The sequence below is a fragment of the Mycolicibacterium parafortuitum genome (genome assembly GCF_010725485.1).
Taxonomy (GTDB): Bacteria; Actinomycetota; Actinomycetes; order Mycobacteriales; family Mycobacteriaceae; genus Mycobacterium.
The window spans coordinates 1682285-1696153 of the sequence record NZ_AP022598.1 but is presented as its reverse complement, the minus strand read 5'-3'; the positions used below and the strand labels follow the sequence as shown (position 1 = coordinate 1696153).

17 protein-coding genes are annotated in these 13869 nt (G+C 69.9%); 9 read left to right on the top strand and 8 right to left on the bottom strand.

The genetic code is table 11. The annotated features are described in order from the left end of the window. Positions 1-173: 173 nt before the first annotated feature. Positions 174-740, top strand: coding sequence for a hemerythrin domain-containing protein (locus NTM_RS07975; RefSeq protein ID WP_337781406.1), 567 nt, complete (start codon positions 174-176; stop codon positions 738-740). Positions 741-797: 57 nt separating this feature from the next. Here NTM_RS07975 and NTM_RS07970 read toward each other — a convergent pair whose 3' ends face one another. Beyond that, entirely contained in the window at positions 798-1793 is a 996-nt protein-coding gene (locus NTM_RS07970; RefSeq protein WP_104865450.1) for a hypothetical protein, read from the bottom strand. Between the two features lie 230 nt (positions 1794-2023). Here NTM_RS07970 and NTM_RS07965 point away from each other — a divergent pair, with 230 nt between their 5' ends. Then, the gene (locus NTM_RS07965) at positions 2024-3031 is read left to right on the top strand and encodes an iron-containing redox enzyme family protein (protein WP_163765983.1); all 1008 of its coding nucleotides are present in this window, start codon (positions 2024-2026) and stop codon (positions 3029-3031) included. On the opposite strand, the gene NTM_RS07960 is transcribed toward NTM_RS07965, so the two are convergent. Together NTM_RS07960 and NTM_RS07955 are read right to left on the bottom strand one after the other, a co-directional pair. Then, positions 3011-3241, bottom strand: a complete 231-nt coding sequence (locus NTM_RS07960; RefSeq protein WP_104865448.1) for a CDGSH iron-sulfur domain-containing protein — start codon at positions 3239-3241, stop codon at positions 3011-3013. The two genes, NTM_RS07965 and NTM_RS07960, sit on opposite strands and share 21 nt — an antisense overlap. Then, positions 3238-3930 (bottom strand): HemK2/MTQ2 family protein methyltransferase, encoded by a 693-nt coding sequence (locus NTM_RS07955; RefSeq protein WP_163765982.1) that lies wholly within the window; start codon positions 3928-3930, stop codon positions 3238-3240. Before NTM_RS07955 ends, NTM_RS07960 begins: the two co-directional genes overlap by 4 nt. A gap of 70 nt (positions 3931-4000) precedes the next feature. Between NTM_RS07955 and NTM_RS07950 the strand changes: the two genes are divergently transcribed. Next, entirely contained in the window at positions 4001-4255 is a 255-nt protein-coding gene (locus NTM_RS07950) for a metallothionein (RefSeq protein WP_104865446.1), read from the top strand. 9 nt (positions 4256-4264) lie between these two features. Here the strand turns inward: NTM_RS07950 and NTM_RS07945 are convergent, their stop codons facing one another. Together NTM_RS07945 and NTM_RS07940 are read right to left on the bottom strand one after the other, a co-directional pair. After that, the gene (locus NTM_RS07945) at positions 4265-4972 is read right to left on the bottom strand and encodes a cutinase family protein (RefSeq protein ID WP_104865445.1); all 708 of its coding nucleotides are present in this window, start codon (positions 4970-4972) and stop codon (positions 4265-4267) included. 111 nt (positions 4973-5083) lie between these two features. Continuing rightward, positions 5084-5347, bottom strand: coding sequence for a hypothetical protein (locus tag NTM_RS07940; RefSeq protein ID WP_104865444.1), 264 nt, complete (start codon positions 5345-5347; stop codon positions 5084-5086). 64 nt (positions 5348-5411) lie between these two features. Between NTM_RS07940 and NTM_RS07935 the strand changes: the two genes are divergently transcribed. The 3 genes from NTM_RS07935 (at position 5412) to NTM_RS07925 (ending at position 7802) form a co-directional block, all read left to right on the top strand. Beyond that, a complete protein-coding gene (locus NTM_RS07935; RefSeq protein WP_104865443.1) occupies positions 5412-5969 on the top strand; it encodes a type 1 glutamine amidotransferase domain-containing protein in 558 nt (185 codons plus the stop codon). Positions 5970-6022: 53 nt separating this feature from the next. Beyond that, positions 6023-6475 (top strand): hypothetical protein, encoded by a 453-nt coding sequence (locus NTM_RS07930; RefSeq protein ID WP_163765981.1) that lies wholly within the window; start codon positions 6023-6025, stop codon positions 6473-6475. A gap of 94 nt (positions 6476-6569) precedes the next feature. Beyond that, positions 6570-7802, top strand: a complete 1233-nt coding sequence (locus NTM_RS07925) for an MFS transporter (RefSeq protein ID WP_163769417.1) — start codon at positions 6570-6572, stop codon at positions 7800-7802. On the opposite strand, the gene NTM_RS07920 is transcribed toward NTM_RS07925, so the two are convergent. The 3 genes from NTM_RS07920 to NTM_RS07910 all read right to left on the bottom strand — a co-directional run bounded on the left by NTM_RS07920 (position 7799) and on the right by NTM_RS07910 (position 10626). After that, positions 7799-8962 carry a glycoside hydrolase 5 family protein gene (locus NTM_RS07920; RefSeq protein WP_104865441.1) on the bottom strand — a complete coding sequence of 388 codons (1164 nt, stop codon included), beginning with the start codon at positions 8960-8962 and terminating at the stop codon, positions 7799-7801. The genes NTM_RS07925 and NTM_RS07920 overlap by 4 nt on opposite strands. Positions 8963-9125: 163 nt before the next feature. Continuing rightward, positions 9126-10433: an aspartate aminotransferase family protein gene (locus tag NTM_RS07915; RefSeq protein ID WP_163769416.1), complete on the bottom strand. Its 1308-nt coding sequence runs from the start codon at positions 10431-10433 to the stop codon at positions 9126-9128. A gap of 46 nt (positions 10434-10479) precedes the next feature. Further along, the gene (locus NTM_RS07910) at positions 10480-10626 is read right to left on the bottom strand and encodes a hypothetical protein (RefSeq protein ID WP_163764957.1); all 147 of its coding nucleotides are present in this window, start codon (positions 10624-10626) and stop codon (positions 10480-10482) included. A gap of 185 nt (positions 10627-10811) precedes the next feature. On the opposite strand from NTM_RS07910, the gene NTM_RS07905 reads away from it, so the two are divergent. The 3 genes from NTM_RS07905 to NTM_RS07895 are packed head-to-tail and all read left to right on the top strand — an operon-like array spanning position 10812 to position 13836. Further along, entirely contained in the window at positions 10812-12419 is a 1608-nt protein-coding gene (locus NTM_RS07905) for a PP2C family protein-serine/threonine phosphatase (protein WP_163765980.1), read from the top strand. Beyond that, on the top strand, positions 12416-13492 hold the full coding sequence (locus tag NTM_RS07900) for a cobalamin B12-binding domain-containing protein (protein ID WP_163765979.1): 1077 nt from the start codon (positions 12416-12418) through the stop codon (positions 13490-13492). Before NTM_RS07905 ends, NTM_RS07900 begins: the two co-directional genes overlap by 4 nt. Beyond that, positions 13489-13836, top strand: coding sequence for an STAS domain-containing protein (locus NTM_RS07895; protein WP_104865439.1), 348 nt, complete (start codon positions 13489-13491; stop codon positions 13834-13836). Before NTM_RS07900 ends, NTM_RS07895 begins: the two co-directional genes overlap by 4 nt. Positions 13837-13869: the final 33 nt, after the last annotated feature.

The window sequence follows — 13869 nt, the reverse complement described above, 5'->3', positions numbered from 1 at the left end:
CTGGTTCATGCCCGGCTGCGCGGGTATCGCGGCAGCATGGAATCGCTCGCAACACAGTCAGAAGACCGGCTCGGCGGCTCCCGCAGCGTGCTGGTCCGTCAGAAGCGCGACCACATCGCCCTCGACGAGCTGCTCCGGCAGATCGACGGCGCACACGGTCGCGCTCGCCAGAACTGCTCACCCGGCTGTGCCGGCTGGTGTTTCCGCACGCGTTCGCCGAAGAATCGGTGCTTTGGCCGTTGGTCCGGCGCGTCCTGCCCGACGGGGAGGAGCTCACGCTGCGGATCGAACGCGAACACCAGGAGATCAACGAACTGTTCACCGAATTGGAGCGCCTCGACCCCGACTCCTCGGAGCACCGGCAGCTGTTCGACCGCATCGCGGGGCTGCTGCGCCAGGACGTCCGCGACGAGGAGGACGATCTGCTGCCCAAACTGCAGGATGCAATGCCGCGCAACCGATGGATCGCGCTCGGCGTCGCCTGGGAGATGGTGCGCCGGACCGCACCCACGCGTCCCCACCCGGTGGTGGCGCGCCGTCCGCCCGGCAACGTCGTCGCGGCCGCGCCGCTGACCGTCACCGACCGGCTCCGTGACCGGCTCGACCAGGTCGCCCGGCGCGCCCACGGCGCCCCGAGCGGCGCGGCGCGACACGCGTCAGCGGCGCTGGCCGCGGTGGCCGGGCGGGTGGAACACCTGCCGCCGCTGACCCGCGGTGAGCGCCCCGAGACCCACACCTGAGCGCGGACAGAAGCGGGCCGGCACGGAGTATCCGTGCCGGCCCGTCCTGTCGATGTGTCAGCGGCTGATGCCGACGACTTCCTGCGCGATGGCGGCCACCCGCGCCTGCGCGGCCGAGATGACGCGCTGACGGTTCTTGTGGGCCTCCTCGTAGGCGATGATCACGCGGATGTCGGACGGCTCGGTGAGCTCCTTGACCGCGTTCGCCGCATCGGTGACGGTCAGCTCGTCGTAGTCCGCAATCGGCAGTTCACCGGCATCGAGCAGTCCGCTGGCCCCGCGGGCGGCGTGGATCGCGTCCGCGGCGTCCTCGGCGCCCTGCTCGCGGGTCACCCGCTCGGCGGCTTCGAGGGCGCCGTCACGCGCACCGGAGAGCGCCTTGCCGGCGATATCGCCCGTGCGGGCGCCGCGGTCGACCAGACCGGCGACGGTCGGGCGTACGGAGCGGACCGCTTCGGCAATGCGCTCGGCGCCGCGCGTGGACCACGTGAACGGCAGGTTGGCCAGCTTCACGGCCAAACCGGCAGCGGCCTGCACGGGCGTGCGGCGCAACGCCGCCGGGCCGCCGAGAGCGTCCTCGGCCAGCACGGTGGTCAGCCATTCGACCGTCGCGGTGTGCGCGGTGATCAGCCGTGAGGCCAGGTCCTCGACGTCCTTGTGTCCGGCCGAGACGGCCAACGCCTTGACATAGCGCGAGCGGTCGAGCAGCTGACCCTCAAGCGCCAGGTCGCCCAGAAGCGCCTCGTCGAACGGCTCGGCCTGCTCGGTGAGCGCCTTGACCGCCGCCGCGGCACGGCCCAGGAACGGGCCGATCACGTCGGGGAAGCCGCCCAGTTCGCGGATGGCCTTCTCGATGGCCTCGGCACGGATCCGGGCGTTCTCGGCGTTCTCGGTCAGTTCGCGGCGTACGGCGTCGGTGCGGGCCTGCGCGACCCGGGTCTCGGCGACCTGGATCTCGGTGTGCGTCAGGTCGAGGACGGTGCGCAGCTGGGCGATCAGCGTCGCGGTCGTGGCCTCGTTGGAAGCGGCCTTCGTGATCGGCGTAGTAGCCATAGGTCTCGTTCACCCCTCTCTTGTGTGACTTCAACGTTTCTCGGTGTTCTCGGCGCGTCGTTCTGCACGCTCCCTCGTCGGGTACCCGCAGCCCGGCGCAGACATGACCGCAGCGCAATGTTGTGAGATACCCGGCTCGCCGGTGTACGTCAGAGGGTCAGTGGGTACCTGGAACCGGCCCCTCGCTCGGCGGTTTATCAGCACCGCCGCCGGGTACGTACGGGCTCGTGATGCCCACCCTCGTTGAACCCCCCACCCTGCCGGAACCTCGTGGCCCGATCTCCATGTCGGTCGTCGACCTTCTCTCCGAGCGGGCCCCGCTGCGGTACCTCGCCAAGGTCGAGACGTCGCTGGCCGACGCGGATCCCGCCGGTATCGACCTGCACCTGGCGCTGTACGTCTGCTACGAGCTGCACTACCGGGGATTCCGCGGCGTGGATTCCGGATGGGAATGGAATCCGGGTCTGATCTATCTGCGCAGCCAGCTCGAGGATCTGTTCCTTTCCGATGTGCGCAAGCACGTGGGAGAGATCGGCGAGGTGAGCGCGCTGGAGGAGTTGGAGAAGCTCTGCGTCGAACCGGTCAACGGTGACGGCCCGTCCTACTACCTGCGCGACGAGGGCACCTGGGAGCAGATGCGCGAGTACTTCACGCACCGCTCGCTCTACCACCTCAAGGAGGGTGATCCGCACGCGTGGGCCATCCCCCGGCTGACCGGCCAGGCCAAGGCGTCGTTCGTCGCCGTCGAGTTCGACGAGTTCGGCGCGGGCAAGGGCACCCGGCTGCACCAACAGCTGTTCGCCGATCTGATGGAGGCCGCCGGCCTGGACACCACGTACCTCGGCTACCTCAACCATGTCCCCGCAGAGGCCCTGGCGGTGGTGAACCTGATGTCGATGTTCGGCCTGCACCGCCGGTTGCGGGGTTGTGCCGTCGGGCATTTCGCCGCCACGGAGGTGACCTCACCTCCCGGGTCCCGCCGGATGGTGCAGGCGCTGGAACGCATGGGCGCCCCGATCGCGTGCCGCGCGTTCTATGCCGAGCACGTCGAGGCCGATGCCGTGCACGAGCAGGTGGTGCGCACCGATGTGGTCGGTGACCTGGTGAGCCGGGAACCGGACCTGGACGCCGACGTGGTGTTCGGGATCCGCGCGTTCGACCTCGTCGAGAACCGGCTGGCCGATCACCTCATGAGGAGCTGGCGCGCGGGAGAATCGTCACTGCGACGAGAGATCTGACTCTTGGCCACCGCCGCCGGCACGCTGCCTGCGGCGGTGGCTGGTATCGCACAGCGGATACGTCTTGGACCGCCTGCACGCGCAGATCGCGACCATGAATCGGTCGGATTCGACCGTGCTTCCGTCCGGAAGCTCAATGCACACAGGGCCTTCCACCATCACCGGACCGCCGGGCACGACCCGGACCTGCCGGTGATCCCCGTCGCTCATGGCGCGTCCGCACGCACCACGACGATGCGTTCCTGGGTGGCGTTGCGGCCGAGCAGGCCCGCGCGCTTGAGCCACGGCGCCCGAGCCGTCATCACCGGGCCGAACGGGATCAGCTGCTGAGCCACCACTTCGGCCCGCATACCTTGGGCGCGAAGCGCACTCAGTGTTCGGGTGACCCCCGAGCACTCCGAATGCACGATCAGCATCGTGCCGCCCTCGTCCAGCAGAAGCGGCGCGGCCGCGCACAGCGGGTCGAGCACCATGCGGCCGTCGGGGCCGGCATCCCAGGCCCGGGACGGGCCCGCGGCCGGCGAGATCAGGCCGGAATCGTCGACCGGCGCCTCCGGCACGTACGGCGGATTGGCGAGGACCACATCAAAGGGGCCGAATTCGATTGCCCGGGCCCATGATCCGCGGTGAACGTCGATTTCGACGCCGGCAGCCAGCGCCTCCTGCCGGGTCCGGGACACGGCTTTGGGGCAGATGTCGAAGGCCGTCACCGACGCCGCACCAGCGGTAGCCGCAGCAATCGCGACAACGCCACTGCCGGTGCACAAATCGGCGACCCGCGCACCCGGGACGACGCCCGCGGTGACCATCGCGTCGATGAGCAGTGATGAATCCTCTTGCGGGGGATAGACCTCGGCAGGAGCTTCAAGGGCGTCGATTGTGGTGTATGCGCTCGTCACGGATGCTTGATGCCCACTCCATCACCATCCAAACGCGTTTGTCCCGCCGAGCCCGGGGAATGGGACGCACATGAGTATTTGCGACACCTGCGGAAACGACTACGACAAAGCCTTCACCGTCACGTTCCACGACGGGCGCACGGCGACGTTCGACAGCGTCGAATGTGCCGCCTCTCAACTCGCCCCGGAGTGTGGGCATTGCGGCTGCCGCATCCTCGGACACGGCATCGAGACCGACGAAGGAATCTTCTGCTGCGCGCACTGCGCACGAAAAGACTCCAACGCCGACGTCAACGACCGCTATCCCGTCCCGGCGGGCGGCTGAGGGCGAAACCTACAGGCGGGCCACCGCGTACGACGCCCCCTCGTTGACCATCCCGTTCACCGGATAGAACGCGTGGGCGATGTTCGGGCCCCCGCCGGGTGCCCCGTCGCAGATGCTGTCGCCCTGAGCACACAGTTTCAGCGTCTTGTCCGCATACCGCGGGCCGATGGTGATCGCCGGGGCGCCGAGCCCGGCCAGGAAGGCATCCGACGGGGTGCCGAACAGCACGACGGCCGCGACATGGTCGGCCACGTCGTCGGGTAGCGGCGTCGGGGCGATGGCCGCGGGCACCGAGCTCGGGACGGTGTCGGAGGTGGCGAACCCGGACACCACCGCGCCCTGCGAGAAGCCGCCGAGCACGATGCGGGTGTCGGGACAGTCCCGTGACATGGTCAGCACCCGATTGCCCGCATCGCGAACCCCGTCGATCACCGTGGCCGCGAATGCCTCGCGCTCGGCGAAGTTGCTGCCCGCCGGATAGTTCACCGCGTACGCATCGACGGTGCGGGGTGCGGCCTGTGCGCGCACCGCGTCGACGAACGCCTGACCGACGCCTCCGACGCCTGGCGCCTCGCTGGTGCCGCGCGCGAAGACGACCTCGACATCCGGGCACGGCTGCTGCGCGGCGGCCGTCGGAACGGCACCGGCTGCCGTGACCGCGGTCGTCGCACCGACCACCGCAGCGCCGGCAAGCCCGGCGATCCGCTTGAGCTTCATGGACAGTCCCCTTCCTGCGGCGCATCCATGCGCCACCCGCTCAGTACCACCGGCATGCGGCGGCCAAACGGCGGGCCGAGCGGAGCAGGGGTGGTCAGCGCAGCGCGCGCGTCATCCCTGGTGCTCGGTCGGGCTCTGCGGGGACTCCCATTTCGACTCCAGGGTGCGCACCACGACGGTGTCGGCGGGCAGTTCGATGTCGCGGGTCTCGCCGTTGTCGCCTTCCAGTGTCGCGACGACGGTCCCGTCCCGCGCCTCCTTGTGCACCACCTTGAACTGGCGGGCCTCGTCACCCGACGCTCCGGGCAGCGTCAACTCGATCAGGTCTCCTGGTGCGACGTCGCCGAGACGGTCGCTGTCGGACTGAGCACTCATGGGTTCGACCGTAGCCGAGCGGGTAACCGGGTCGGCGGACGAAGACGCACGGAAGGGAGACCCCATGCCGAACGAACTGGACGGCCGGCGTATCGCCTTTCTCGCCGCCGACGGCGTCGAGAAGGTCGAACTCGAGCGGCCGCGGGACACGATCCGCGAGGCCGGCGGGCACACCGAGCTGTTGTCCATCACCGACGGTGAGATCGACGCGCGCAACCACGACCTCGAACCCGCGGGCACGTTCCCGGTGGACCGGCTCGTCGGTGACGCCACGATCGACGAGTACGACGCGCTCGTGCTGCCGGGCGGCACGGTCAACGGCGACAAGCTTCGCCTCGACGGGGATGCGGTCGCGTTCGTGCGCGACTTCGTCCGCTCGGGCAAACCGGTCGCGGCGATCTGTCACGGCCCGTGGGCGCTGGTCGAGGCCGATGTCGTGAAGGACCGGACGCTGACGTCGTACCCGAGCCTGCGCACCGATCTGCGCAACGCGGGCGCGACCGTCGTCGACCAGCAGGTGTGCATCGACGGCAACCTGATCACGAGTCGCTCACCGAAGGATCTCGACGCGTTCTGCCAGGCCATCACCGACCGCTTCGCGGCCACCCCCGCCCATACCTGACCCGGCACCCGCCGCGGGGGTTTTGCCCCTGCGGGGCCGGGCACCCGACGGGTATGCAATACCGCAACGCACGCGCAATCGCCGTCGCCGGCGTCTTAGCCGCCGCAGTGGTCGCGATCGCCCTGGTGATGCCCGCGGCCCGGCTGCTGGGCTCCGACGGCGGGCTGGTGGCGGGTCTGGCACTGTTCGCTCTGCCGGTGTTCGTCGTGCTGGGCGCGACCGGGGTGCCGTTCTACGGCGGCCTCCGCGCCGGCGTGGTCGCGGCCGCGCTGACGCTGGTGGTCACGGTCGTGACGTGGGTACTGGCCCTCTTCGCGGTGACCAGCGCCCTCGCCGGATCAGGGACAGGTCTGATCCTGACCGTCGCCGTCTTCGCGGTCCCGGCCCTGATCCTGGTCGGAGCCGGGCTGGCCGCGCTGCGGCTGCTCAACGGCGCGACGCCGGTCGAGGACCGGGAACCGGCACCGCCGATGACGCCCGCACGCTCGCGGTTGCCGCACCGCTGACGGTTTCCGGGCAACAGCATTGATGTGCTATGTATTTTTGGTGCCGTTGTCCCGTTCCGAACCGCTCGACCCGGTAGGGACCTCCGGGGCGACCATGCCGCTGCCGTCGCGCGGTGCCCTCGGACTCATGTTCGACCGCGTCTTCGGCACCCTGTTCTGGGGCAAGATGTTCGCCGTCGTCGCGGTGTGGACGCACGGACTGGTGGCCGCCGTCGTGATGTACGACGCGACCCGGTCGGCGCTGATGGTCGGGCTGGTCGGCGTGGTGCAGTTCGCGCCGCAGCTGATCCTGGCCCCGACCAGCGGCAAGTGGGCCGACACCGGTAACCCGGCGCGGCAGATCCTGCTCGGCCGGGTGTTCTGTGTGTTCGGTTCCGGCTCGATCGCGGTCTGGATGTACGCCGTGCCGACGCTGGAGGGCATGGCGGTCGCGATCCCGATCCTGCTCGGGACCACCCTGGTCGGGATCGGCTTCGTCGTCGGCGGCCCGGCGATGCAGTCGATCGTGCCGAACCTGATCCGTCCCGGCGAGCTCGCGACCGCGATGGCGCTGAACAGCCTGCCGATGACGGTCGGGCGCATCATCGGCCCGGCGGCGGGCGCGTACCTCGCCGCCCACCTCGGACCGGCCTCGGCGTTCACCGTCAGCGCGGTCCTGCACTTCGTGTTCGCGCTGTTCCTGATCCTCGTGACGTTCCCGAGTCCGCCACCACGCCAGCCCGGCGCCGACTACCGGGTGCGGGCGGCGATCCGCTACGTGCTGGCCGACCGGCCGCTGCTGCTGGCCCTGGCCGCGGTCACCACCGTCGGCATCGTGTCGGATCCGTCGATCACCCTGGCCCCGTCGATCGCCGACGCCCTCGGCGGCGACGCCGCGATGGTCGGATCCCTGTCGGCGGTGTTCGGGGTCGGCGCCGCGATCGGGATGGGGTCGCTGGCGGTGCTGCGGGGCCGGATCGCGTCGGCGTACGTGTCGTCGATCGGCATGGCCGCGCTGACCGCGGGCAGTACGGTCCTGGCGTTCGGGCTGCAACCGTGGCTGGCCTACACCGGCTTCCTGCTGGCCGGTCTGGGATTCGGCTGCGCGATGACCGGGCTGTCCACCGTGGTGCAGGAACGCGCGCCCGAAGAGCTGCGCGGACGCATCATGGCGCTGTGGCTGGTCGGTTTCCTGGGCTCGCGCCCGATCGCCGCGGCGGTGCTCGGCGGCACCGCCGACCTGGTCAACGTCTATGTGGCGTTCGGCGTCGCGGCCGGGCTGGCGCTGGTCGTGACGCTGTTGTGCCGGCCCTCGAAGCTCGCCGGCACCGCGGCAGCGGTGCGTTAGCTGGGACGGTTGCGGCCGGTCAGCTCCCGGATCACGTTGACCTCGCCGGCTCGGTACGGCGTGCCGTCGCCGTGGAGCAGATCGTGGAACCACAGCGGCGGATCCACCACCGGGCGCTCCCACGAGTCCCACGGCAGGAACGTCTGCGTCTTCCCTGCGACGAATCCCCAGGTGTAGGCGCCGATGTTGCGGCCCTTCATGATAGGCAGGATGGTCTCGACGGTGCTGCCGAGCGTGCGCGCCATGTACTCGGTGCACAGCATCGGCCGGTTCATCGGGGTCAGCTCCGCGAGCCGGTCCTCGAACCCCAACGGATCGGCGTAGCTGTGGAACGAGATCACGTCGGACAGGTCGAGCTGGATCCGGTTGATCTCGTTGCGCCGCGCGGGATCTCCCCAGACGCCGTCCCATACACCGCTGGTCAGCGGCTGGACCGGATCGACCGATCGGGCCCAGCCGAACACCTGCGGCAGCAGTTCGGCGACGCGCTCGATCTTGTCCTTACGTTCCACGGCCTTGTACACGTCCGACGGGTTGTCCGGTTCGTTCCACAGGTCCCAGCCCAGCACGCGTTTGTCGTGGCGGAACTGACTGAGCACACCGACGACGTAGTCGCGCATCACCCGGCGGTACCGCGGATCACCGAGATGCTCGGCGCCCGGGCTCTGCACCCAGCCCGAGTTGTGCACGCCCGGCACCGGGTCACGCTGCTTACCGAGCCGCGGGTGCGGATCCCAGCAGGAGTCGAACAGTACGAACAGCGGTTTGATCCCGTGGTGGGCGGCGATGTCGACGAAGCGGGCCAGCCGCCGCTGGAATCCGGCCCGGTCCTGCACCCACAGCAGATCGTGCAGGAACACGCGAACGGTGTTGAACCCGATGTGTTTTGCCATCCGCAGCTCGCTGTCGATGCGCCGTGGGTCGAACGTCCCGGGCTGGAACATCTCCAGCTGGTTGATCGCGTTCGCCGGAATGAAGTTCGCCCCGACCAGCCAACCCTGGGCACGGTGCCAGCGCTGGGCGCGTTCGGGCGACCACCGGGCCAGTTCCGCCGACGCCCGCGGGGTCGGGGTCAGCGCGAGTCCGGCCGCCATCGCCCCCGCGAGGACCACCGGGGCTTTGAGCACGGCGCGGCGATCGACGCGAGCAGTGGGTGACAACGTGCAATCCTTCGGTCTGAAGATCGGTCGCCCCGTCCGGCCGGCAATACCGATCCCCGAAAGAAACCCGTACGCGGTGGGCGCCGACAGTCTATCGGCGCGGCGCGCTCTGACGTTACCGACTCGCTGAGCGATTGACCCTGGGGCAGAATCGATTTGGTTGTCAAGCCGGTGAGCGAAGAACCGCCCCCAGCGCGTCGTCGAGGATGTCGAGCCCGGCGTGCAGTTCGGTCTCCGAGATGGTCAGCGGCGGCGCGATCCGGAAGATCCCGCCCATCCCCGGCAGCTGCACGATGTTCATGTGCAGTCCGCGCTGCAGGCAGGCCGCGGTGACCTCGGCGCCCAGCGCATCGGCGGGTTCCTTGCTCTGTTTGTCGGCGACCAATTCGATGCCCTGCAGGAGACCCCGCCCGCGCACGTCACCGATCTGCCGATGACGCTGCGCCATGCCGGTCAGCCGGTCGCGCAGCTGTGCGCCCAGCGCGGCGGCCCGCTCGACGAGCCCGTCACGGGCGACGACGTCGAGCACGGTGCAGGCCACCGACGCGGCCAGCGGGTCCGACACATGGGTGGTGAAGAACAGGAAACCCCTGTCGTGGCAGACGCTTTCGATCTCGTCGCTGGTGAGCACCGCGGCCACCGGCAACCCCGCACCCAGCGTCTTGGACAACGTCAGCAGATCCGGCGCCACGCCGTCGCGTTCGAACGCATACATCGTCCCGGTCCGGCCGATCCCGGTCTGGGCCTCGTCGAGGATCAACAGCATCCCGCGCTGAACGCACAGCTCCTTGAGCCGGCGCAGGTACCCGTCGGGCAGTTCGATGATCCCGCCCGAGGACAGGATCGGCTCCACCACGCACGCGGCCAGACTTCCCGAGGACTGCGCGTCGACCATCGCGAACCCGTACTCCAGCTCGGCCTCCCAGTCGTGGGATCCGTCGGGACGCCGGAACGGCGAGCGGTACGCGTTCGGGGTCGGCAGCGTCAGGCTGCCCGGCATCGCCGGACCGTATCCGCGCCGTCCGGCGCTGAACGTGACCGACGACGCGCCGGTCGTCATACCATGCCAGGACCGGTCGAACGACACGATCTCGTATCGCCCGGTGTAGAGCTTGGCCATCTTGATCGCGGCCTCGTTGGATTCGGCGCCGGTGGTGAGCAACAACATTCGGCTCAGCGACGGCGGCAGTGTCGCCGCCAGCTTCGTGGCGAGCGTGACGACCGGGCGGCTCAGCATTCCGCTGTAGAGGTGATCCAGGGAGGTCATCGCCGTCGACACCGTGGCGACGATGTCCGGGTGCGCATGGCCGAGGACCGCACTCATCTGCCCGGAGGTGAAGTCCAGGATCGCCGACCCGGCGCTGTCGTACACATAGCTGCCGGCGGCCCGTTCGATGATCCGCGGCACGAACGCGGCGCCGTATCGCACCAGATGCCGATCGGCGTCCTGCCAGAACGGATCGCTCTTCAACCCTGTCACGCGGTGACACCTTACGGCGCGCCCGCGGACCAGGCCCTCACTCGTCGTCGGCGTCCGGGATGCCGTCGGGCGGCGGCGTCGAATACGCGGGGCTGGCAGGAGGCACGTCGGTTCCGGAGGCGTCCTCGTCGGGATCGGGCAGCGCGTGTCGGTCGTCGAAATGCATGTCTGGGGAGTTACCCACTGACGCCTGCCCGTTATGCATGTTGCCTTCACAACATCTTCGGGTATCCCCAACGACACAGGTGAACCGTCGATTGACGGACCCGAAAGACCGTGTGGTCGACATATGTCGTGCTTCCTGCCTACAGTCGGGGAAACGGCTGGACGCCGCACGACGGCGTGACGTCCGGCTGCGAGGAGGCAACCATGAGTGAGATCACTCGCCTCGACGTGCCCGCCGGGATCGACGCCACCGAGATCGACACCCCTGAAATCGATACCGTGTGGGGGCCGGTGCCCCATCCGGTGCTGATCGCCGATCAAACCGGTCGAGTCCGCACGCTCAGCGCGTCCGCCCGGTCGGTGCTGCCCGAGGTCGGCCCCGGCAGCGTGGTCGAGGATTCCGTGACGCCGTGGCTGTCCGAGGCGGGCGAGCGCACCGCGCACACGACCGATCTGCCCGGTGGCGACAAGGCCTGGTGGCTGATCGAGGACGCAGGCGGTGCGGCACTGCGCTCGCTGACCGTGGAACGCCAACGCGCCGCATTCCTCGACGAGGCGTCCGCGGTGCTGATGGCGTCGCTGAACATCGACCGGTGCATGGAGGCGACGGTGCAGATGGCGGCGCGCCACCTCGCCGACGGCGCAGTACTGGTGGCCCCGCGCACCGCGGGGCGCATCCCGGTGGTCAGCGGTACGCGCGACGGCGGCACCCACCACCAGACCCTCGACGCCGACCCGGCCGAGGTGGCGGGTCTCAGCGAGGCCCTGCGCGGCTTCCCGCCCGTGCCGTCACGCTGGATCGACCCCGCGCTGCTACCCGATTGGCTTGTCCCGCAAGACTTCTCCAGAGCCGTCGGATCTGTCGTGATCACCCCGCTGCCCGGCCACGGAGTCCCCGCCGGCGCGTTGGTGCTGCTGCGGCACACGTCCCACACCGCGTTCGACGACGGCGAGGAGGTGTTCGCCAGGCTGTTCGCCGCGCGTGCCGGTGCCGCGCTGTCGGCGGCGCGGCTCTATGCCGAACAGTCCGCGCTCACCCGCACGCTGATGCGGGAACTGCTCCCACCGCAGCTGCACCGCCTCGACGGCATCGAACTCGCCGGCGGATACCGCGCCTCCGAGGACCACGAAACCGTCGGCGGCGACTTCTACGACGTGCACCCGGCGGTCACCCCCGACGGCGAGACACTGGTGGTGCTCGGCGACGTGTGCGGCAAGGGCCTGGAGGCCGCCGTGCTCACCGGCAAGATCCGTAACACCCTGCAGGCGCTGGCACCGCTGGCCCACGACCACGGCGGTGTACTCCGGCTGCTCAACAGCGCGCTGCTGTCCGTCGAGCACACCCGGTTCGCGACGCTGGTGCTGGCGTCGGTCAGTCGCCGGGAGGGCCACGTGCGGTTACGCCTGACCAGCGCCGGACACCTGGCACCGCTGATCGTGCGCGACGACGGCCGGGTCGAGGAGGTCGAGACCAACGGCACACTGGTCGGGGTGATGCCCGAGATCAGGGCCGTCACCGTCGAGGCGTCGCTGGCGCCGGGCGAGACGTGCCTGCTGTTCACCGACGGTGTCACCGAGGCGCGCGGCGGTCCCCTCGGCGGGGACATGTTCGGCGAGAGCCGGCTCTCGGCGGCACTGGCGCAGTGCGCCGGCCTGCCCGCCGAGGCGGTCGTCGAGCGGATCATGATGCTGACCTCAGGATGGGTCGACGACCGCTGCCACGACGACATCGCGGTGGTCGCCATCACCGCGCCGCGGCGCAACCATCTGAGTGCGGTCGACGGGCACACCGCGGGGAGGTTCACCGCGTGAGTGCTGATCACCCCGACTTCCGGGTGTTGCGTGACCGGCTGTGGCACGCGGTGCTCGACGCCGACGAATACGCGGCGTCGGCAGCGGTCTTCGCGGCACTCGACGCCGGGGTCGATCCGGAGGACGTGCTGCTCTCGGTCATCGCGGAGGTGCAGCGCCGCGTCGGCGCCGAGTGGGCGGCCAACCGGATCACCGTCGCGCAGGAGCACGCGGCGACGGCGATCAACGACCGTGTCATCGCCGCGCTGGCCCACCACCCGCGGTGCAGGCGCGACCCGCTCGCCGGCCGGGTCACCGTCGCGTGCGTGGACGGGGAATGGCACGCCCTGCCCGCCCGCCTTCTCGGCGAGGTACTGCGGCTGCGGGGCTGGCAGGTCGACTTCCTCGGCGCCCAGGTCCCGACGCCGCACCTGATCGCCCACATCCACCAGCACGGCCCGGTCGCGGTGGCGTTGTCCTGCTCGATCCCGACCCGGCTGCCCACCGCGCACGCCGCGATCACCGCGTGCCAGGCCGCCGGCGTGCCGGTGCTGGCCGGTGGTGCCGCGTTCGGCGTGGACGGCCGCTACGCGCGGCAACTGGGCGCCGACGCGTGGGGTGCGGACGCGCGCACCGCCGCCGAGATCCTCAGCCGCGGTGTCCGCCCCGCCTCGGCCGCGAGCACCCACCAACCGATCGACGATCTGCCGCACCTCGCCGACGGCGAGTACACGATGGTGCGCGGTGACAGCGCGACGCTGATCAAGACGACGGTCACCGACCTCGAGGACAGATACCCCGCGATGCGCGGGTACACCGAAGCCCAGCGTGACCGCACCGTCGAGGACATCGCCCACATCGTCGAGTTCCTCGCGACCGCGCTGTACGTCGACGACGACGAGCTGTTCACCCAGTTCATCGGCTGGACCGCCGAGATCCTCGTCGCCCGCGGGGTGCCCGCGGACTCACTGAGCCCGGCCCTGGACTCGTTGGCCGGCCAATTGCGCGACTTCCCTCGCGCCCGACGTCTTCTCGGCGCGGCCCACGCCGCGCTCCCCCTGTCCGTATCCGCCAACCCCCCACTGCCTGCATGAAACTCACACTCGCTGTTCACAACACAGCCCACTCCAGCCGCATCCGTGTCTCGGGCGACCTCGACTACGGAAGCACCGGCTTGCTCGTCGACACGGTCGGCGAGCTGCTGGCGCAACACTCCGGACTGCAGGATCTGCACCTGGACTTCACCGAGCTGGCGTTCTGCGATTCGGCCGGGCTGTCCGGCCTGGTGATGATCCACCGGCGCACGTCGGCGGCCGGGCTTCGCCTGCACCTCGACGAACGACCTGCGCAGCTCGAACGGGTGCTCACCATCACCGGTCTGCTGGACTTCTTCACCGCCGCGGCACTCACCGCCGACGACGAATCCGACATCGGCTAGTCCGACCCCGGCCGGTTTCGCCCGCCGCCGGGC

Coding starts and splice junctions, on each gene's coding strand:
- NTM_RS07970 (WP_104865450.1), bottom strand. CDS start 1,793: ATGGCTACTACGCCGATCACGAAGGCCGCTTCCAACGAGGCCACGACC.
- NTM_RS07965 (WP_163765983.1), top strand. CDS start 2,024: ATGCCCACCCTCGTTGAACCCCCCACCCTGCCGGAACCTCGTGGCCCG.
- NTM_RS07960 (WP_104865448.1), bottom strand. CDS start 3,241: ATGAGCGACGGGGATCACCGGCAGGTCCGGGTCGTGCCCGGCGGTCCG.
- NTM_RS07950 (WP_104865446.1), top strand. CDS start 4,001: ATGAGTATTTGCGACACCTGCGGAAACGACTACGACAAAGCCTTCACC.
- NTM_RS07945 (WP_104865445.1), bottom strand. CDS start 4,972: ATGAAGCTCAAGCGGATCGCCGGGCTTGCCGGCGCTGCGGTGGTCGGT.
- NTM_RS07940 (WP_104865444.1), bottom strand. CDS start 5,347: ATGAGTGCTCAGTCCGACAGCGACCGTCTCGGCGACGTCGCACCAGGA.
- NTM_RS07935 (WP_104865443.1), top strand. CDS start 5,412: ATGCCGAACGAACTGGACGGCCGGCGTATCGCCTTTCTCGCCGCCGAC.
- NTM_RS07930 (WP_163765981.1), top strand. CDS start 6,023: ATGCAATACCGCAACGCACGCGCAATCGCCGTCGCCGGCGTCTTAGCC.
- NTM_RS07925 (WP_163769417.1), top strand. CDS start 6,570: ATGCCGCTGCCGTCGCGCGGTGCCCTCGGACTCATGTTCGACCGCGTC.
- NTM_RS07905 (WP_163765980.1), top strand. CDS start 10,812: ATGAGTGAGATCACTCGCCTCGACGTGCCCGCCGGGATCGACGCCACC.
- NTM_RS07895 (WP_104865439.1), top strand. CDS start 13,489: ATGAAACTCACACTCGCTGTTCACAACACAGCCCACTCCAGCCGCATC.